The sequence below is a fragment of the Spiroplasma endosymbiont of Labia minor genome, from assembly GCF_964019845.1.
GTDB lineage: Bacteria > Bacillota_I > Bacilli_A > Mycoplasmatales > Mycoplasmataceae.
Genome location: NZ_OZ026465.1, coordinates 123,519 through 141,759, shown reverse-complemented (window position 1 = coordinate 141,759; position 18,241 = coordinate 123,519). Strand labels below are relative to the sequence as shown.

The window sequence follows — 18,241 nt, the reverse complement described above, 5'->3', positions numbered from 1 at the left end:
TAAATCCATTATTTTTATTTTTTGTGTTTTAATATCATCAATTATTTTAGCAAGAATTTGCTTTTTAATTTCTAATTGTTGAATTTGTGCTTTATCTTTTTCAGGATCTAGTGTTTTTTTAATAGTTTCTATTTTTTGATCCACATCTTCTATTGTTACTTTTTTTAAATCAATATTAAATTCATCTAATAATTGATTTATATGCTGTGGTGATAATTTTAAATCTACTTTACCACCATTTTGAATTTGCATTCTTTTCCTTGCTAATTCTTGGAAAAAACCAACCAAAATTCTTTCTTTCAAATTAAGTTCCTGAATTTTTTGATTATCTACTTTTGGATCTAAATTTTCTTTCAATTTTATAAATGCATCACGAACATTCATAGGTGTTGCTTGATTAAATTCAATATTTATTTCTTTTAATATTTTTTCAATATCCTTATCTGTAATATTAATGTGTTGTTGTTCTTTTTGATTACCATTTGTTACTTGATTATTAAGTGATAAATCAGAAAGATTAACAATATTAGATGATTGTTGATCTACTGGTTTTATTACAACCTTAGAAAGTTTATCAATTACATCGTGTGCAATATTTATTTTCATATTATTGAATAATATTGATGCTTCTTCTACATAATGTTGTAGCGGGTTGTTTTGTGCATATTGTTGTAAATATATACCTGAACGTAATTTATTTGACAAATTTATATGGTGCGTTCAATATTTATCAAAAGATTGAATAATTGTTCTTTTTTCCATTTCATGTACAACATTTTCTGGAATATCTTTAACTCTTTCAATATAGTTATTCATTATTGCTTCTGAAATTCTCGCAGCAATCTCTCTTTTATCTTTACCTTGAAAATCACTAATTGTAAATAATCCTTTAGTTATATATATGCCATCTATTTTTTCTAATAAGTTTTTTATATCAGTTGTTTTTTGACCTCTAATTAAATCAGAAGATTTATCAACCGTTTCATAAGCATCTGTATAAACAAATTTTTCAATAACCACCTTTAAATCTGGTTGTGCCAAAATATCATCTCTTTGTGAGTACATAGCTTCACGATGTTGTGCTAAAACATTATCATAATCTAAAACATTTTTACGTTGGTCAAAATTTAACCCCTCTAGTTTTTTTTGTGCGTTAGTTATTGCACGTGTAAACATTCTAGATTTAATATGGTCATCACCTAAACGTAAAAACATTTGTCTTAATTTTGGTGAGGCAAAACGCTTCATTAAATCATCTTCCATAGTTATATAAAATCTAGAACATCCGGGATCTCCCTGTCTACCAGCACGTCCTCGTAATTGATTATCAATACGTCTAGCCTCATTTCTTTCAATACCAATAACATGTAATCCACCTAATTTTGCAATTCCTTCACCCAATTTAATATCTGTTCCACGACCAGCCATATTAGTTGCAAGTGTAATTGCTTGATTTTGACCTGCTTTTTCAACTATTTCAGCCTCACGATCATGATTTTTTGCATTAATCATTTCAAACTTAAAATTAGCTTTTGTTAAAACATTTGCTATTTGCTCTGATGATTCAACAGATGTCGTTCCGATTAATATTGGTATTCCCTGATCATTTAATTCTTTTAAATGATTTTTGAAATGTTTAAACATTGCTCCCTTAGTTGCAAAAGTGAAATCTGGTTCATCTATTCTTATAACGGGTCGATTAGTTGGCACTGAAACAACTCTCATATTATAAATTTTAATAAATTCTTCTTCTTCTGTTTTTGCAGTACCAGTCATACCTGAAATTTTTGCATACATACGATAAAAATTTTGGTACGTAATCGTTGCCATTGTAGTCGTTTCTTCTTCTACACGAACTTTTTCTTTTGCCTGTAATGCCTGATGTAAACCATCAGAATAAGCACGACCCTCCATAATACGTCCTGTAAATTGATCTATAAGTACTATTTGATTATCTTTAACTGTATATTCAACTTCCGTTTTAAAAATAAAATTGGCTTTTAATGCGTTCATAATTAAATGGAAAATTTCGGTATTATTTACATCAAATAAATTTTTAAGTGTAAAAAAACCTTCCGCTTTTTTAATACCTGATTCGGTTAAAAAAACTTGTTTAGTTTCTAAATCTATGTCTACATCAACACCATTACCTATTAATGTTTTTGCCAATTGATCTGCAGCCTCATATAATTTTGTTCTATTCATTGAACCACCAGAGATAATTAAAGGCGTTCTAGATTCATCTATTAATACAGAGTCAACTTCATCTATAATTGAGAAATTTAATCCACGTTGTACTTTTTGTTCCAAAGATAAAACCATATTATCTCGCAAATAATCAAAACCTAATTCTGAATTTGTTGTATATGTAATATCTGCTGAATAAGCCTGTCTTTTTTGGTCCTTGTTTAAAGAGCGACCATTTAAACCTACTTTAATATCCAAAAAATCATATACGCGACCATTAATTTCAGAATCCCGTTTTGAAAGATATTCATTAACAGTAACAATATGAACACCTTTGCCAGCTAATGCATTTAAATACGCAGGAAATAATCCAGTCAAAGTTTTACCTTCACCTGTTTTCATTTCTGCAACATCACCATTATGTAAAATAATTGCTCCTATAAGTTGAACTCTATAAGCATTTAAATCTAAAACTCTTCTTGCAGCTTCTCTTGCAACTGCATATGCATCAATTAATAAATCATCTAAATTTGCACCATCTTGAGCTTGTTTTTTTAATTCATTAGATTTCTGTTTTAATTCATGGTCTGTCATTTTTTCCATTTCTGGCTGTTTTGAAATAATAATATCTGCTATTTTACCATGCATTCTCACTAAAGATTTGTCGCTTGCCATAATTTATAATTATCCCTTCTTGTAAATATTGCGCAATATTAAATAATAAATTTAATAAAAGATAAAAATTAATTTTATTTTGCTGCAATAATATTATTTTAATCAACTTCTATTTTATCATTAAATACTAAAATGATTGAGTCATTTTAACAAAAGATAAAAAATAAAAACATGCCAAATTTAGCATGTGATTTTTATCATAAATTATTTTTGTTTTAATTGATTCATTTTTTGTTTTTTTAAATTTTGTTTTTTTATTTTATTGTATCTACGTTTATCTATAATTTTATTAATATATAGAAAACTTAGTAAACATAGCATCGGAACTAACATTAATAGAAAGCTCATTATCCACATGACTGCAGGCATATCTGGATGTACAGAAAAAACAACCAAATTTATCCATGGTGTAAACAAAATTACTATATTTAGTAAAAATGAAATACACGCAGCTCCAAATAATCATCAATTTATACGTTTTTTATTGAATTTTGCAAATTTTTGATGCGTCATTGGTTTTACAAGGAAAATTAAAAATATTGGTGAAAAAATTATTATTATGAAACTTGAAGTTTGAGCTATTTGTTGTGGATTAGACATATTATTTGCCAAAGCATATTCATAACCAATTATTGAACCCAATAAAACGCATATTGAAGTAGACACTAATGAAATTAACATTATCTGTCAAACATTTTTAAATATAGAATCTGTTACTTTTGCTGGTTTTTCCAGCATCACAGTTTTTGACATAGCAGCCATTCCAATTGGAATGGCTAAAATAGTTTCTACAATTAAATTGAATCACAAAATGTTTATTGCGGTTAATGGTGAAAAACCAAAAATTAAAATAACAGCAAACATAGCAAAAATTTGTGGATTTGCACCTAAAACGAATGCGGTTGCAGACTTAATTTTTTGATAAGCATCTCTGCCTTCTGCAACCCCTTGTATTATAGATGCAAAATTGTCATCTGTAATAATTACATTTGCAGCTTCTTTTGCTGCATCTGTACCAGCAATACCCATTGCAATACCTACATTTGCTTTTCTTAAACTTGGAGCATCGTTTATACCGTCTCCAGTCATTGCAACAATTAAACCTTTTGACTGTAAACAAGAAACTATTCTAGTTTTATGTTCTGGATTTACACGAGCAAATACATCCGCATTTGGAATTTTTCCTAATAATTCTTCTTCACTCATAGAATCCAATTCTTCTCCAGTAATAACAATTGAATCTTCGTTTGCTATACCAATTTTTTTTGCAATTGACATAGCTGTTGATGCATGGTCACCCGTAATCATAATAGTTCTTATTCCAGCTGCTCTAGCCTCTCTTACTGCAACTATTGCTTCAGGACGTGGAGGATCAATAATTCCTGCCAAGCCCAAAAATATTAAGTCATTTTCATAATCTTCTTTTGCAGCATCTTTTTGATTCTCTTTATATGCAAATGCCAGAACTCTTAAAGCCTCATTAGACATTAAATCCATATTTGATAAAATTTTTTGTCTATCATCTGGTGTCATTAATACAACATTGTCTTGCAAATTTATATATTTACATTTTTTCAAAATTCTATCTAATGCACCTTTAACATAGATAAATTCATGGTCTTCTATTTTGTTTACTGTAGTCATTAATTTTGAATCTGATGAAAAAGGAATTTCATCAATTCTTGGAAATTTTTTTTGTAATGTTGTAGCATCAATTTCTACATTTGCTAAAAAATCTATTAAAGCTAATTCTGTAGGTAAACCAATTCTTTGATCATTTGCCGTAATTTTAGCATCATTATTTAATCCCATCGCATTAACAAAATGATTATCTAATGAAGAATCTAAAACATAATTATAATTGACCGCATTATTTAAACTATGATTTAATGAAAATTTTGTAACAGTCATTTTGTTTTGTGTTAGAGTTCCTGTCTTATCAGAACAAATTACATTAATTTCTCCTAGTGTCTCTATTGAATTTAATGATTTTACAATTACATTCTTTGCAGTCATTCTACTTGTTGATAAAGATAAGATAACAGAAACTATTATTGTTAAAGATGCTGGAATAATTGCAATTGCCGAGGAAACACTCAAAATTATTATTTCAGAAATTGTCATTTGTTCACCAAAATTAAAATAATTTTGAGCTATTAAAACAGCAAATAAAATTAACGCAATTGCTATTGAAACATATGTAACTATTTTTGTTACTTTATTTAAACGAATTTGCAATGGAGTTTTTTGTAGTTTAGTCTCTGAAATTGAATTTGCAATATGACCCATTTCTGATGTTTTGGCATTTTCAACTACAATTCCTCTAGCTCTACCTGCAACAACAATTGTAGACATAAAAGCCATATTTTCTTGTTGTGCAAGCATTAAAGAATCACCTTCAATAACATTTGAAATTTTACTAATTGGATTTGATTCACCAGTTAAAGCAGATTCGTTAATACTAAATTGAAAAACTTCTGTTAGTCTAATATCCGCTGGTACAAATTGTCCAACTTTCATTAAAACAAGATCACCTTTAACAATTTCTGCAGCATCAATAATTTTTTCTTGACCATCACGAATAACAGATACATTTGGATTAGAAAGCTTCTTTAATGCTTGAACAGAACCTTGTGCTTTAATTTCTTGAACAGAACCTATTATTGCATTTGTAAATACAGTTAACATAATTACTGAAAATTCAATATATTCTGTTGTACCAGGACTATGCGATAAAATAATAGGCAAAATTAATGACACAACACCACAAATTAATAAAATAATTGATAATGGCTCTAAAATTCCTTTTAGAAAGAAAATAATTCAAGGAATTGTTTTGGTCGTTGCCAATTTGTTTGGTCCGTTCATTTTCAAACGTTCTTTCGCTTGTTCTGATGTCAGTCCATATTTTTCATTTGCGACTAATTGTTGTTCTATTTGTTCTGTTGATTTACTATATCAAGCAGTACGTATTATTGCAACGCTATTTAAATTTTTACTTGAATGCTTTTTGATTTTCATAAAAATTTAATCCTTTCTAAAATTATAAACTTTACTATATTATATCAAATATGTTAGGCGATATTTATGTCAACATCTATCTCTCATTTTTATTTATATAAAAAACACATCTCAATAGTGTGAACCCCAAAAGTGGGACACATAAAAAAGTCAAAAAACATATCTAGGAATAGATATGTTTTTTTGTTTGTCTAAACCAGTAATTAATGGTTCCCCTGTCGTGAGATAGTGCTTTTTCCGCCATTTGTTACTGATTTAGGCAAATAAAAGACATAAAAGGAGAAAGTACTATTATGACAAAAAAAGAAAAAGAATTATTTGCAAAAATACAAATTGGTTTTACAAAAATAATTGATGAAGCTGAAATTATGTCAAAACATCTAAAAGAAATTACATCTGAATTTGAAGTAGAAAATGAGGATGAAAAATAATGACACAAGAACAAATAAAATTATATGAAGATACTTTAAATGATTTACAAAAATTAATTGATGAAAATAATTTAGATTTAGAGTTTAAAAAAGGCAGTAATCCAGTTTTTATAAAAAGAAAAAGTGATGGATTTGAACTTGCAGTAATCATAGATTGAAATGCTAATGAAATTAACAATTTTATTGTAGGTTTGAAATTTGGAATGCAGGTGCTCAAATAATGAAACAACTAAAAATTAGATGAGACTTTTTTGAGCAAATTAAAAAAGGTTTTAAAAATTTTGAAATCAGAAAAGATAAATATTTAGAAGGAGAAGTTGAATTAATAGTTTTTGAAAGAAAATTCAAAACTAAGTGCGAAGGTTATCAAACGAAAACAATGAGAGATAGTATGACTGATAATCAATGTTTCTATAATGGTAACTGTTGCGATTATTGTATTCAAGATAAATTAAAAGTTAAATTAACGCTTGATAAGGAAATGAATGCATTTAAAATAGGCCAAAACTTGCAGAAGAGAATTGATTATGCTGAATCAAATAATAATTTATTATTAATGTCAATGTATATAAAAATCTTAGATTTTTTAAATGAATATTTTAAACAAGGTGATGAACTATATTGATATGATTTGGAGGTTTTGGAATAATGGCTATTGATAAAGAAAAATTTAGTGAAACAATTATATGTATTGAATGTCATCAAGAGGCTTTAATGTGTGGTGATATTGAAATATGATGTGATAATTGAATTTGTGAAGATTGTGATGCAATTTGATGTTCAAGATGTGATGATCAAATGTATATTTGCAAAAGTTGTGCAGAAAAATTTAAAAAAAATGATTTATACATTTGTGGTGATTGCGCTATAGAAATCAAAATCGAAGCGCAAGAAAAATTATATGACATTAAATATAAAGAAATTGATGGACAAATTAGACCAAGCATGTCTTTTGAAGCACAAGAAAAATGAAATTTAATACACGGTCAACAACAATTTGATTGAGGAGTTAAATAATGACGCAAGAAGAAATGAGAGTTAGAGGTAGTTTATTTGTAAGGTTTAAAAACGAAGGTCCAAATAGATATCGAATACTGCATTTTGCAAATTCATGATTAGTTTATTTTTCAAAAGAAAGAAAATATTATCACTAATGCAATTTATAAGTCCTATTTCATGAGTTGGTGGTAAAACTAAAGCTGACAAATTTATTGCAAGTTTCTTTCCAAAAAAAATTGGTAAATATATTGAATGTTTTGCTGGATCATGCGCTGTTGGATTAAGACTTCTAATAGAAAATAGAATTACAGGCTACACAATTTTTAATGATTTGAATCAAGATTTAATTACTTTTTGAAATGATGTTAAAAATAACAACATTATTAATCAATATCCAAAGTTCAAAACTGAAGAGGAAGCTAAAGAAATTTATAGCACAATTCCAAAAAAAAATAAATTAGGATGACAAATGCTATTACAAAATAGACTTTCATTTAGTGGTAAAGAAAATTCTACATTTTCAACTACAAGATACAATCTAAAATACTTTGATTGTTTAACAAGAGTGAAATTTTGTGAAGAGTTATTTAAGCAAAATGATGTCACATTCACAAATTTAGACTATAAAAAAATAATTGCATTAAATGATAGCTCAGAAACACTCTTTTATTTAGATCCTCCATATTTCATTCCAAATATTAAAGATTTATATAAGCATTATGAATTTGATTTTAACGAATTGTTAGCGATTTTAGAAAAAGTGAAGGGCAAATTTATTTTAAGTTTGAACGATTGTGATTATACAAGAAATTTATTTAAGCAATTCCATATTATTACGTGAGAAAAACGCTATGACTTTAGAGGCAAAAATAAAAATAAATTGGGAAAAGAACTTCTGATTACTAATTTTGTAACCAAAATAAAATATAAACAAATTACTTTATTTAATTAAAAAAGGAGGTGAATATATTATGGATCATGTTTATTTATTAAAATATACAGTTATTTTAAAAGTTGATGCAAATGATGTTGAACTAAATCAAATTTCGAATATAGTAATGAAAAAAAATAAAATTTTTTCAACTAAAGAAAAGGCAAATGAATGACAAGAGCAATATAATTATCATTTCAAGGATAGGAAAATAATTGACTATGAAATTCAATATATGAAAGTTGATATTGATTCATCAACTAGAGAAGACATAGATATATTTAAAACAAGCTAATGCTTGTTTAATATACAACAATAAATTTGTTGCATATTAAATGAGATTTAGAAATTGAGGAGGTAACCATGGAAAATTTTGTAACTATTGATCAATCAAATTATTTTGAAATACTATTAAAACAATTTGATGGTGAAAAAATAAAAAAATATACACAAAAAACAAAATTTAATTTACCTTCTGCAAAACAATTTAAAGAATTAAATAGAAAGCAGGCCGCTTCTGTTATTGGCAATATGAGCTCTTTTTTAAAAATTCGAAAAAATATTGTGATCAATCAAGACAAAGAACACAAAACATTATCGAATATAATTATTAAAAATGAATGAATAATATCAAAAAAATTTGGCCAAAATTCAATTAAAGTTCGTATTCCTGATTATGAAAATAATCGTTTTTTAATAGTTCATTTTCCAAAAGGTGGATTTGAAGATCCAGATAAAAAGTTAGTTTATTCTCTTAAAGATTTTAAGTACGAAGGTAAAACAATGGACAGACTAGATTTTACAGTTTGTGGTATTAAGTCAACTTGAAAGTGCTGATTGCAAATTGAAAGTAATAATGAAAAAGATATTGTTCATAGAAAAAAACATGTAAATTATTTGGATTTATTTGACACTTTAAAAGTTACAAATGAGTTACTTTTAAACGAACAATTAATCGCAGAAGCTAAATTTGTTTCAACAATGGATAGTGTTAAAAGAAGACTAAAAGAATTAGAACAAAACAAAGCAATGAAACAAAAAATTGCAGAAGCTAAAGAAAGAATTAAAATTACAGAAGAAGCAAAAGCTTTAGCAAATTTAGAATTAATTAATATTGAACAAATAGTTACTGATCCAAAACAATATAATAATGCACCTGAATCACCACCACCTAAAAAAATAGATAAAAAAAATAAATCAGAAAATAATAATACGGTAATTTCTGATTTCGATTACGATGATTTTATTTAAATTTTAGTAGGTGCAATAAAATTTAAATTTCATATTATTAGCCAGTATTGATTTTATTGTCAATACATTTTTTGCATTCGTTTTGAATTATAGTGAATTTTAAAAGTTCTTATTTTGTCGTTAACATATTAAACAAGTAAACAAGTAAACACATCCACTAAATTTGAATATGATAAATTATCTTATATGAGGTAATTAAAAATGAGTAAAATATTAGACTCTCCAAATCCATTAATTTTTAGTATAGATCCATCAGGAATGGGTACTAGTGGTATTTGAGTATGTTACAATAACAATTCAAATTTTACTGCAAGAAAAATGACTGAAATTGAAGCTGATAATCCATACGATGCAGTAACTCAAATAATGGAATACATTGAAAAAATACAAAGTGAATGTGGTTCAATTGAATATTTTGCAGTTGAAGAGTGCTATATTCCTAAAGCACATCAATCAGATAAAAATAAACAAGTACCTTTACAAGTTAGAAAAACTATTGAATTGATAGGTATGCTTAAAATCTTATTTGGTTCAAAATATGTTGGGTTACAACCTGATTGAAAAGATAAAGAAGAATATAAAGCGATTAAAAACGATAAATACAGATGACAAAATTTTAAAAAATCTGAACATATAGTTGATGCATATTTGCTTTGTGAGCGTATGAAAAAAACAATAAGAAAAAATTTAACTTACTATGATTTAAGAGGAAATTTAAGAGGTGGTAAAAATGGCAATAACTAAAAAAAGCGAACCTAAAATGACAAAAAGCGAACCTAAAATGACAAAAAGCGAACCTAAAATGACAAAAAGCGAACCGAAAATGACAAAAAACATACGTCTAAATAAATTTGACAGTTCTGATACATATATTAAATGTACAGCAGTAATGTCTGTCTATAATATTGATAAAAATTCATTATCAGTTTCAAATGGTAAAAGGATAGAAACTTTAAAAATTACGCTACGTTCAACTGCTGGTTACTGTTTTTTAGATGCAATTGATAAAAAAGAAACTGATCTAGTAAATAATTTAAAAATTAATGATGTTATTGAAATTAAATGTGATTTATATTATGTCTTTAGAAAAAATAAAAATACTCAAACTACATCAAATGTTTTAAATTTAATAAATATTAAATCATTAAAAATTATTGGCACATTAAATGCAAGAACTGCAAAAAAATCAGATGACATTTTAATAGCTAAAGCTGTAACTTCAATTAAAAATAATAAAAAAGTAGAAACAAAAAAGAAAATTAATATCAAATAATGAAAGTTACTTATGAATTTTTAATTGATAAAATGTCAGCGACAGAAATAAAAGAGGAAGAAAAATTTTTAAAAGAGCATAACTGAGTTGGTAACAGTTCAAATTTAGGTATGAATTTTAAAACATTTGTCAAAACAGTTAATCCATATTATTTAATGTCATGTTTTCCAACTACTTTCAAAATGTTTGGCGGAGCTAAAGGTATTGGAAAAACAACTTTTCAAATAATGAAAAAGATATTTTTTATGTGTAATTTTACTGATGTTAATTGTGAGTTTTGACGTTATTTTAATAATCACGCATACGATCAACTATCAACAACATTTTATAAAGTTTCAGCATTATTTGACCAAAACGGATCTACAATTTTAGATGCTATTGAAGCTAAAGCATTAAAAATAACTGACTCAAAATCGCAAGGGAAATTTTCTGTGAAATGACCTAATGGCCGTTTATTGAGTTCTGGTGGTTATGATAATGCTGAATCGTGAACTGGAAACGCTGAAAAAGCAGTTGGTGCTGAATTTATAACTACTTTTGATGAGATAGTTCCGTTAGATTATTCAGAAAAACCTATTTTAGATGAATCAGAATGAATGCAAACATTTTTACAATTTGTTCAACAAAAAATTAGATCTAAAGGTTGCAAAACATTTACAGATAAATTAAAAATGTGAACTGTTTCTATAAAAATAGAAAATGAAGATGTTACTACAAAATTTGAATTTAGTTTAACAAAGCAAATTGAATTTCAAATGAATTTTAATAATCATGATAATCAAGTGAATAGACACCCCGCAAAAACATTGTTTCTTGGAGATAATTTTTTAATAGATAAAGAGAGATTAGTTAATAATTATATAATTGCAGATAACAATTTATCAGAAATCGATGATTTGGGACTCACAATATTTTTTGCATCATCTGAAATTAACAGTTCCAATCTAACAGATTTGATGCCTAAATTTGCCAATTTTTTAAAAAAACGTGTTCCAGAAATTTATGAAAAAATTATTATTGGCTTAGATCAACAATATGCGAATGAAAAATATGTTTATAAAAAATCAATTGAGCTAGCTAATTCAAATAATAAATTATTTGATGTTTCAATTTCAAAATTTGATGACATATTATTTGGTGGTGATTACGCAGATTCAGTTAAAGGAAAAGATGATGCAGTTTGAGTAATGTTAGGTATTAAGTTTAAAGATGGTATTTTTGATACTGTTACTGTTCTTGATGAATTGATTATTTCATCGAAAGAATTTTTTGATCAGGTAAAAAAATTAAATTTAGTCAAAGAGTGAATTAAATTCAAATGAAAGGCCTTATTGAAATTTAATCCAAAATATTATTCGACATTAAAAATTAAATTAAGAATGGGTCAAGACTCAAGAACAATTGTTCATATCATTCATGATTATTTAACTAAAGATGAAGAACTATTATCATTTACTGATTTAGCAAATTTCGATACGTTTACAGCAACAGGTAGAAACATAAAAACAGGCAAAACATCGAAAAAAGTTTGAACAATTGTTGAACGAGAAAACACAGTTAAACATCTATTTAGCTTAGGCAAAATTAGGTTTTTGAATAAAGAAAGTTGTTTACTACGAGATTTTAAACATGTAATTAAAGATGATAAAACAAGTATCAGAAATGAAAAGCCAGGTATCAATAAACTTGATACAATCAATGCGTTTGAGTATGCATTATCCAAGTACAGAAACTATTTATTATAAACATAATATATTTCCATTTACTAAACGGAAACGGAAAAGTTCGTTCCTCCCACAAAAAAAAATTCCTTGTCGCGTGTACTAAAACATTTGACAACTTTTCCTTCTGTTCTAATAAAATTAAAACATTAGTATTTTCACATGATTTTAAACAAAAGTCAAGAAATTCTTTTTTGCGGGAGGAATCGAAACTATGTTAAATTTTTTTAAAATATTTGAAAAAAACACTTGACTTTTGAAGTGTTTTATGTGAAGTGTAAGGAATAAAAAAAATGAAAGGAAAAATTTATGGCAAGTAAATTAACAGAATTGTTAAATACAATTAAACAAATACAAACAGATTCAATTGAAACAAAAAAAGTTTTAACTGAACAAAATAAATTTATACAAGATTATATAGCAAAAAATGAAAGTCCAAAATCTGATAATCCAGTTATTTCAAATTCAAAAAATCCATTTGACAACAAGGATGATGAATTAACTGATCCAGCAGATTTAGCGATTGAAAAAATGCTTTCTCAAGTTTACGAAACAATTGATGTAGATGGTAAGGAAATGTCATTTTCAAATGGATTGGGAGTTGTTAAATAATGGCTGTTGCTAGATATATTGATTTTAATAATGAAAAATTAGTTGCTGAATGAAATAAATATACATTGAATGCTACGTCAAAATTATTTTCAGCATTTTCAAATGTTTCTGAGGATGGTAATGCATTACCACGAGATAATATAAGAATACCGCTTATGTCTCCGTTTATAGCACAAGAGGATTATGATGACGCGATAGGAATTATTTCTAAACACATAAAAGAAGTTACTATTACATTTCCTGTTAATCAAAGATTTGGTGGCGAAAATAGATTGGGTCATTATGGACTAAAAATTGGTTGAAAAGATGCCAAATTATTTCAAATGCAAGCAGATTTTTCATGATTGATTGATGATTATATTGCTGCAAAAATAGTTGAGTCTGCAACAAAAAATGTCGATGGACAAATTAAAGCCCCTACAACATGAAATATTGATACAATTTCAGAATTATTAGGAGAGTTACAATCTGTTATGGAAGACTCGGCATCACGTTTACGACCTGAACAATGCAAAGTAATTATGGATTATAAATTAATAGCTGTTTTAAAAGCAAAAAATATTATTTCGGGTGCTAAAACTGTTGAAGGAACTGCTTTAGAAATATATACAGGTTTTGGATGACAAATAATTCCTCGCTCTTTAAAAAAATTAGGATATTACATGTTAATTACAACTCCTACAAATGTTGTTTCGTTTAGACAAACATTTGTACAACCAAAAGCCTCAACATATATGGAAGGAGAATTTACAGGTCAACAATACGTTATTACTGAGTCGAAATATGACGCATTTATTGTTAAAGATAGTTTGGTTTATTCTGTGCCTGTTCCAAAAGTAGATCCAACCGAAACAATTGTAAAAGCTAATTATCAAAGAATTAAAAATGATAGTAGTTATATTAAAACACTTGCAGAAAGAATTCATGTAGCTGAATCAGTTGTTGAAGATTTCTATAATAAAATTGAAAGTAAAAAAAATATATCAATATCAGTTGAAAATAATTCATCAAAAATAACCGAATTAATTACAAATTTACAAACAAAAATTACTGATATTGAAAAGAAAATTCCTGAAAATAGAAATGAGGACACAAAATAATGACAGAGTGTATTAGTTGCAAACTAAAATACAAAAATACAGAATTGTACAATACTATGTATAATAAGCCAATTTGTTTATCTTGCATAGATAAAGTAAAACAACATTACAAAAAATTGACTTTATGGCAAACAACTACTTAGTAAATTTCAATTTAACTCCACAAGAAATTAAAATAGTGAACAGACAAAATGCAAAAAATTCAAATTCATTTTGATTGTCATTATTAAAATTTTTAGGAGTTACATTTGTTTCAATTGCGCTTGGCTCTTTAACTGGTGGTATTGCAACAGCAATAGGAGAGTCACTTGAATTATCAATGTTTGCAACAGAAACATCATCATTTATTGCAAATGCTGTTACTCAGTTTACGGTAGATACTGCATATGATGCAATTACTGGTAATTTATCTGGTACAAATACGCTATTAAATTTAGTATTTTCTTTTTCTGAAATAGGTAAAATCGGACGAGGTCTAAGAGCTGATAAAATTTTAAAATATGCTAAAAGTTTAAATTTTTTAAAAAAATTAGGTATAAATCAAGAAATAAAAACATATGCCGAATTAAGAAATCTATTACGTTTTAGATCTGTCTTGACGCGAAAAAGATTTATTATTCGTTTTGGCGATAAAGTTACAAATGAAGAGATAATTTCGGCTTTTGCTATGTTAGCTGATAGCTATACAATGAAACAATTAAAAGTGCTACCTAAAAAAGATTTAGCCCAATTGCTAAATTTGCATAAAATTTATAGAAAAATGATGCCAACATTAAATAAGAAATTATCCAAATCGGAATTATCACAAATTAATGAATTTTTATTGGAAAATAGTTTATCAATTAAAGAAGTTGCAAATTTAAATGATATAGAATTTGTTGCAATGTTAAATAAATTAAAAGGTAAAATTTCTATTCCAAATATTAAAAAATTAGATTTGTTAAGAAGGCAATCAAGTCATTTCAATAAAATGGTTGATGCTTATTTAAAATTAGGTAGAATTACAAATTCTGTTTTGCAAAAATTAGACCCAACGTATTGAGTTAAAAAAATTATTGATAAAATGATGGAACCAATTGAAAAATCAATAGCTAAATTACGTAAAAAAATAATGATGAAAGTTGATATTACAAAATACAAAAACTCTGTTCTAAAAAATTCAAATTGAATAAATGGAAATATGGAAATGTTTTTAGGTTATCGTGTTCATCCGTTGTCTTTTGATGAAGTAATTTTACAAATTAGAAAAATGCCACATGTTTGAAAAACAAAACCAAAAGTAACTAAATACAATGATATTTTTATTAATACAACATTAGTTAAAGCTACTGAATTTCTTACAAATGAACATCAGAATAATTTTTATCGAACACATTGGCAATTAGGCCGAAATGGTGGTTATTCAAAAATACTAACATCTGTTGGTATATTTATGGGAACATCAATTGTTAGAACTTCATTGTCTTTAATGCGAGATTACAATAGAATTAGAAATTTAATAAACGGTACAACATCTCTAGCAACAAATGTACTAAATTTTGATTTTAAAGATGAAGCCAAACATCAGTTTTCAATTTTATTATCAAAAACTTTATTTGGTTCAATTGTTGCTTCAAGTTATTTTCAAAATTTAATGGACGATACTTTGACAACCGGTAATTTTCTAAATTTAATAAAATCTAAATCGCAAAGTAGAATGAGAAAAAGAGTAAGGACGTGATAACTTAATATGCAAAAATTATGATCGAATACATCATACAATGATTGATTTAACAATTGACGTTCTGCCAGTGGTAATAAAGTATTGCCAAAAAAATTAACTAACAGATTTTCAAATTTGAAAGATTATTTTGAAACTCAAGCTTTGCAATTACAAGATATTTTAAATATGAGACTGGAAGGTTTTATTAATAAAAATTTTGATATTAGTGGTTTTAGCGACAATACTGTTGAGTATTTGAAGCGATTTACCTATTATGCAATAGATGGTTTGCTTTACAATGGTCAAACAGTAGAGTCACAAACAGTTTCATCAATGACAACTACTACAGGTGGTAGAACAGATGCGACAACTAATTTTTTTGCAATATCTTCTTTAGATTTCTTATCTGCAAAAGCTATCGATGCTTGAAAAACGAGTGGAATTGATTTTATCTATTTCAAATGAAAGCAAGATGGTGGCGATGAAATACCAATTTTAGATTTAGCTAAATTTTATACAAAAAATGAAGTTGACCAAATAATATCTATGCTAAATATGTCTATAAATTTAGAGTTAGAAAATTTGGATAATAAAAAAGCGGATACGTCTCAATTAATCACAACCGAAACTGAATCTATCAAAAAAATAATTTCAAATCTAAATATTCATGGAGATTTAGTATCAACAACAGTGATAAACAACGATGATGGTTCTGTAAATATTGATCACAACATTTCTGCATCAGCTGTTACTGATGCTTTAGTAATAGACGATTTTGCAACTACTGTTACTGAACCGCATCAACAACAAGCTCCATCATATAACATCACAAAAAAATTGAATGATAAATTTAAGAGCTTTAATTTAAACGAAGAAAAAAATATGATGTCAATTTCTTCAACGCTAATACCGAATGAAATTTATTATGAAAATACACCTGTTTTTATTGAGGGAAAATATTATATTAAAGATATTTTTGTTGGCACAAATAAAATTAGTTGAGATTTGAATGCAAACACCGCTATACCAATTTTCGTCTCACAATCGGGTGATGGAAAAGTATGTCATTTAATTGTTGAATTTGAAATATTTGCTGTACCTGCTATGAATAATTTTATTTACAAGAATATGAAGTCTATTTTACCAGCATTACAAATTGGAGACGGAAATATTTCATTAACGACAGATTATTTTTCAATCTCAAATGCTAAAGAATCAGCATGATTTTATTTCGAATATCAATATGAAAGAGGGGGAGAAGTAAGTATCGCAATGTTAAATTTAAAATCTAAAACAGATGGTATTAAAGACCTTGTTGTAACTAATTCTGTTTGAAAATTAAGGGAAATAGATTTTGTGCCTTGAAATAATGAAAGCAAAATAAAATTAGAAAAATTACATAATTTTATAACTCATACACCAAAATCAAAATTATATTCAGATTTAAAATCAAAAGAAGATCTTAGACAGGCAATATTAAATTTAGAATTTAAAATCAATAGCTCAAAAAATAACTCTGAAATAAAAGATATGCAAAATGAGCTAAAACAGTTAAGACAATTTGAAAATTATTTTTATAATGAGTTTCCTCATCTAAAAAGTAATGTCTCAAAATTTGGAGGTAAAAATAATGAGGAAAATAATTAAGGCAGTTACTTTTACTACATTAAGTGGCGGAATGCTTGGTGGTATTGGCGAAATCATTGAAAAATTCCATTGACTACAGGAAAATTGAAAGTGATTGCTAGCTGTAACTGTTGTATCTATCATTGCATTAATTATATTTATTGCCTGATTAATTATGTTTATTAAACGCAAATTTGAACTAGGTACTTATAAAGGCAAATTAAAAATTAAACATTCATTTGAACAAAAAGATGAGAAGGGAGGTGACACATAATGTTAACTGTTCACAAAAATCATAAATTTAAATTGATAGTAATGCCCGTTATTTCATTTCTAATTTCATTTGCAATAATGTTCGTAATTCTGTTTTTTAATATCAAAAATGTTAATTCATTAATCAGCAATACTGGAATTCAATTCGCTATTGCTTTAGGTGTAGGTTTAGGTTTGGGTCTTTTAATTTGAATTGCATTGTACATACATACTGCAAAAACAGATTTATCTAAAAAAGAACGAACAAATAATTTAAAAATGCAACAAAGCTTGGGTGTTTCAAAAGAAATCACACGTCAAGAAAGAAAAGCAGAAAAACTAAGAATTAAAAATGAACGTAAACAATTAAATAAAGATGAGTATGATCTAAATTATGATTATAAGACTTCTGAAGAATTGCGTAAATTGCAAAAAACTTATTAATATTAGTAAATTTTTA

Annotated in this window: 19 protein-coding genes and 1 pseudogene; 18 read left to right on the top strand and 2 right to left on the bottom strand. The window is 26.7% G+C overall.

Annotated elements, in window-relative coordinates; genetic code table 4:
• Positions 1–90: 90 nt before the first annotated feature.
• Positions 91–2,862, bottom strand: a pseudogene (secA, locus tag AACK85_RS00730) (preprotein translocase subunit SecA); the annotation flags it as partial.
• Between the two features lie 204 nt (positions 2,863–3,066).
• Positions 3,067–5,883 carry a cation-translocating P-type ATPase gene (locus AACK85_RS00725; protein ID WP_338970070.1) on the bottom strand — a complete coding sequence of 939 codons (2,817 nt, stop codon included), beginning with the start codon at positions 5,881–5,883 and terminating at the stop codon, positions 3,067–3,069.
• 293 nt (positions 5,884–6,176) lie between these two features.
• On the opposite strand from AACK85_RS00725, the gene AACK85_RS00720 reads away from it, so the two are divergent.
• The 18 genes from AACK85_RS00720 to AACK85_RS00635 all read left to right on the top strand — a co-directional run bounded on the left by AACK85_RS00720 (position 6,177) and on the right by AACK85_RS00635 (position 18,225).
• Complete coding sequence (locus AACK85_RS00720; protein WP_338970068.1) at positions 6,177–6,314, top strand: hypothetical protein; 138 nt, start codon at positions 6,177–6,179, stop codon at positions 6,312–6,314.
• Positions 6,314–6,535 carry a hypothetical protein gene (locus tag AACK85_RS00715; protein ID WP_338970066.1) on the top strand — a complete coding sequence of 74 codons (222 nt, stop codon included), beginning with the start codon at positions 6,314–6,316 and terminating at the stop codon, positions 6,533–6,535. The genes AACK85_RS00720 and AACK85_RS00715 overlap by 1 nt, the downstream gene beginning before the upstream one ends.
• A complete protein-coding gene (locus AACK85_RS00710) occupies positions 6,535–6,963 on the top strand; it encodes a DUF3850 domain-containing protein (RefSeq protein WP_338970064.1) in 429 nt (142 codons plus the stop codon). The genes AACK85_RS00715 and AACK85_RS00710 overlap by 1 nt, the downstream gene beginning before the upstream one ends.
• On the top strand, positions 6,963–7,331 hold the full coding sequence (locus AACK85_RS00705) for a hypothetical protein (RefSeq protein ID WP_338970062.1): 369 nt from the start codon (positions 6,963–6,965) through the stop codon (positions 7,329–7,331). The genes AACK85_RS00710 and AACK85_RS00705 overlap by 1 nt, the downstream gene beginning before the upstream one ends.
• Positions 7,331–7,468 (top strand): hypothetical protein, encoded by a 138-nt coding sequence (locus AACK85_RS00700; protein WP_338970060.1) that lies wholly within the window; start codon positions 7,331–7,333, stop codon positions 7,466–7,468. Before AACK85_RS00705 ends, AACK85_RS00700 begins: the two co-directional genes overlap by 1 nt.
• A complete protein-coding gene (locus AACK85_RS00695) occupies positions 7,468–8,265 on the top strand; it encodes a DNA adenine methylase (protein ID WP_338970058.1) in 798 nt (265 codons plus the stop codon). Before AACK85_RS00700 ends, AACK85_RS00695 begins: the two co-directional genes overlap by 1 nt.
• 19 nt (positions 8,266–8,284) lie before the next feature.
• Positions 8,285–8,539 (top strand): hypothetical protein, encoded by a 255-nt coding sequence (locus tag AACK85_RS00690; protein WP_338970057.1) that lies wholly within the window; start codon positions 8,285–8,287, stop codon positions 8,537–8,539.
• A 68-nt stretch (positions 8,540–8,607) separates the two neighbouring features.
• Positions 8,608–9,495: a hypothetical protein gene (locus AACK85_RS00685; protein ID WP_338970055.1), complete on the top strand. Its 888-nt coding sequence runs from the start codon at positions 8,608–8,610 to the stop codon at positions 9,493–9,495.
• A gap of 201 nt (positions 9,496–9,696) precedes the next feature.
• The gene (locus AACK85_RS00680; RefSeq protein ID WP_338970053.1) at positions 9,697–10,239 is read left to right on the top strand and encodes a hypothetical protein; all 543 of its coding nucleotides are present in this window, start codon (positions 9,697–9,699) and stop codon (positions 10,237–10,239) included.
• Entirely contained in the window at positions 10,226–10,768 is a 543-nt protein-coding gene (locus AACK85_RS00675; RefSeq protein WP_338970051.1) for a hypothetical protein, read from the top strand. The genes AACK85_RS00680 and AACK85_RS00675 overlap by 14 nt, the downstream gene beginning before the upstream one ends.
• Positions 10,768–12,513 carry a hypothetical protein gene (locus AACK85_RS00670; protein ID WP_338970049.1) on the top strand — a complete coding sequence of 582 codons (1,746 nt, stop codon included), beginning with the start codon at positions 10,768–10,770 and terminating at the stop codon, positions 12,511–12,513. The genes AACK85_RS00675 and AACK85_RS00670 overlap by 1 nt, the downstream gene beginning before the upstream one ends.
• 285 nt (positions 12,514–12,798) lie before the next feature.
• Positions 12,799–13,101 carry a hypothetical protein gene (locus AACK85_RS00665; protein ID WP_338970048.1) on the top strand — a complete coding sequence of 101 codons (303 nt, stop codon included), beginning with the start codon at positions 12,799–12,801 and terminating at the stop codon, positions 13,099–13,101.
• Complete coding sequence (locus tag AACK85_RS00660; RefSeq protein WP_338970047.1) at positions 13,101–14,201, top strand: hypothetical protein; 1,101 nt, start codon at positions 13,101–13,103, stop codon at positions 14,199–14,201. The genes AACK85_RS00665 and AACK85_RS00660 overlap by 1 nt, the downstream gene beginning before the upstream one ends.
• On the top strand, positions 14,201–14,344 hold the full coding sequence (locus AACK85_RS00655; RefSeq protein WP_338970046.1) for a hypothetical protein: 144 nt from the start codon (positions 14,201–14,203) through the stop codon (positions 14,342–14,344). Before AACK85_RS00660 ends, AACK85_RS00655 begins: the two co-directional genes overlap by 1 nt.
• On the top strand, positions 14,326–15,924 hold the full coding sequence (locus AACK85_RS00650; RefSeq protein ID WP_338970045.1) for a hypothetical protein: 1,599 nt from the start codon (positions 14,326–14,328) through the stop codon (positions 15,922–15,924). The genes AACK85_RS00655 and AACK85_RS00650 overlap by 19 nt, the downstream gene beginning before the upstream one ends.
• A gap of 6 nt (positions 15,925–15,930) precedes the next feature.
• Positions 15,931–17,550, top strand: a complete 1,620-nt coding sequence (locus tag AACK85_RS00645; RefSeq protein WP_338970043.1) for a hypothetical protein — start codon at positions 15,931–15,933, stop codon at positions 17,548–17,550.
• Positions 17,534–17,803, top strand: coding sequence for a hypothetical protein (locus tag AACK85_RS00640; RefSeq protein ID WP_338970041.1), 270 nt, complete (start codon positions 17,534–17,536; stop codon positions 17,801–17,803). The genes AACK85_RS00645 and AACK85_RS00640 overlap by 17 nt, the downstream gene beginning before the upstream one ends.
• Positions 17,803–18,225: a hypothetical protein gene (locus tag AACK85_RS00635; RefSeq protein WP_338970039.1), complete on the top strand. Its 423-nt coding sequence runs from the start codon at positions 17,803–17,805 to the stop codon at positions 18,223–18,225. Before AACK85_RS00640 ends, AACK85_RS00635 begins: the two co-directional genes overlap by 1 nt.
• Positions 18,226–18,241: the final 16 nt, after the last annotated feature.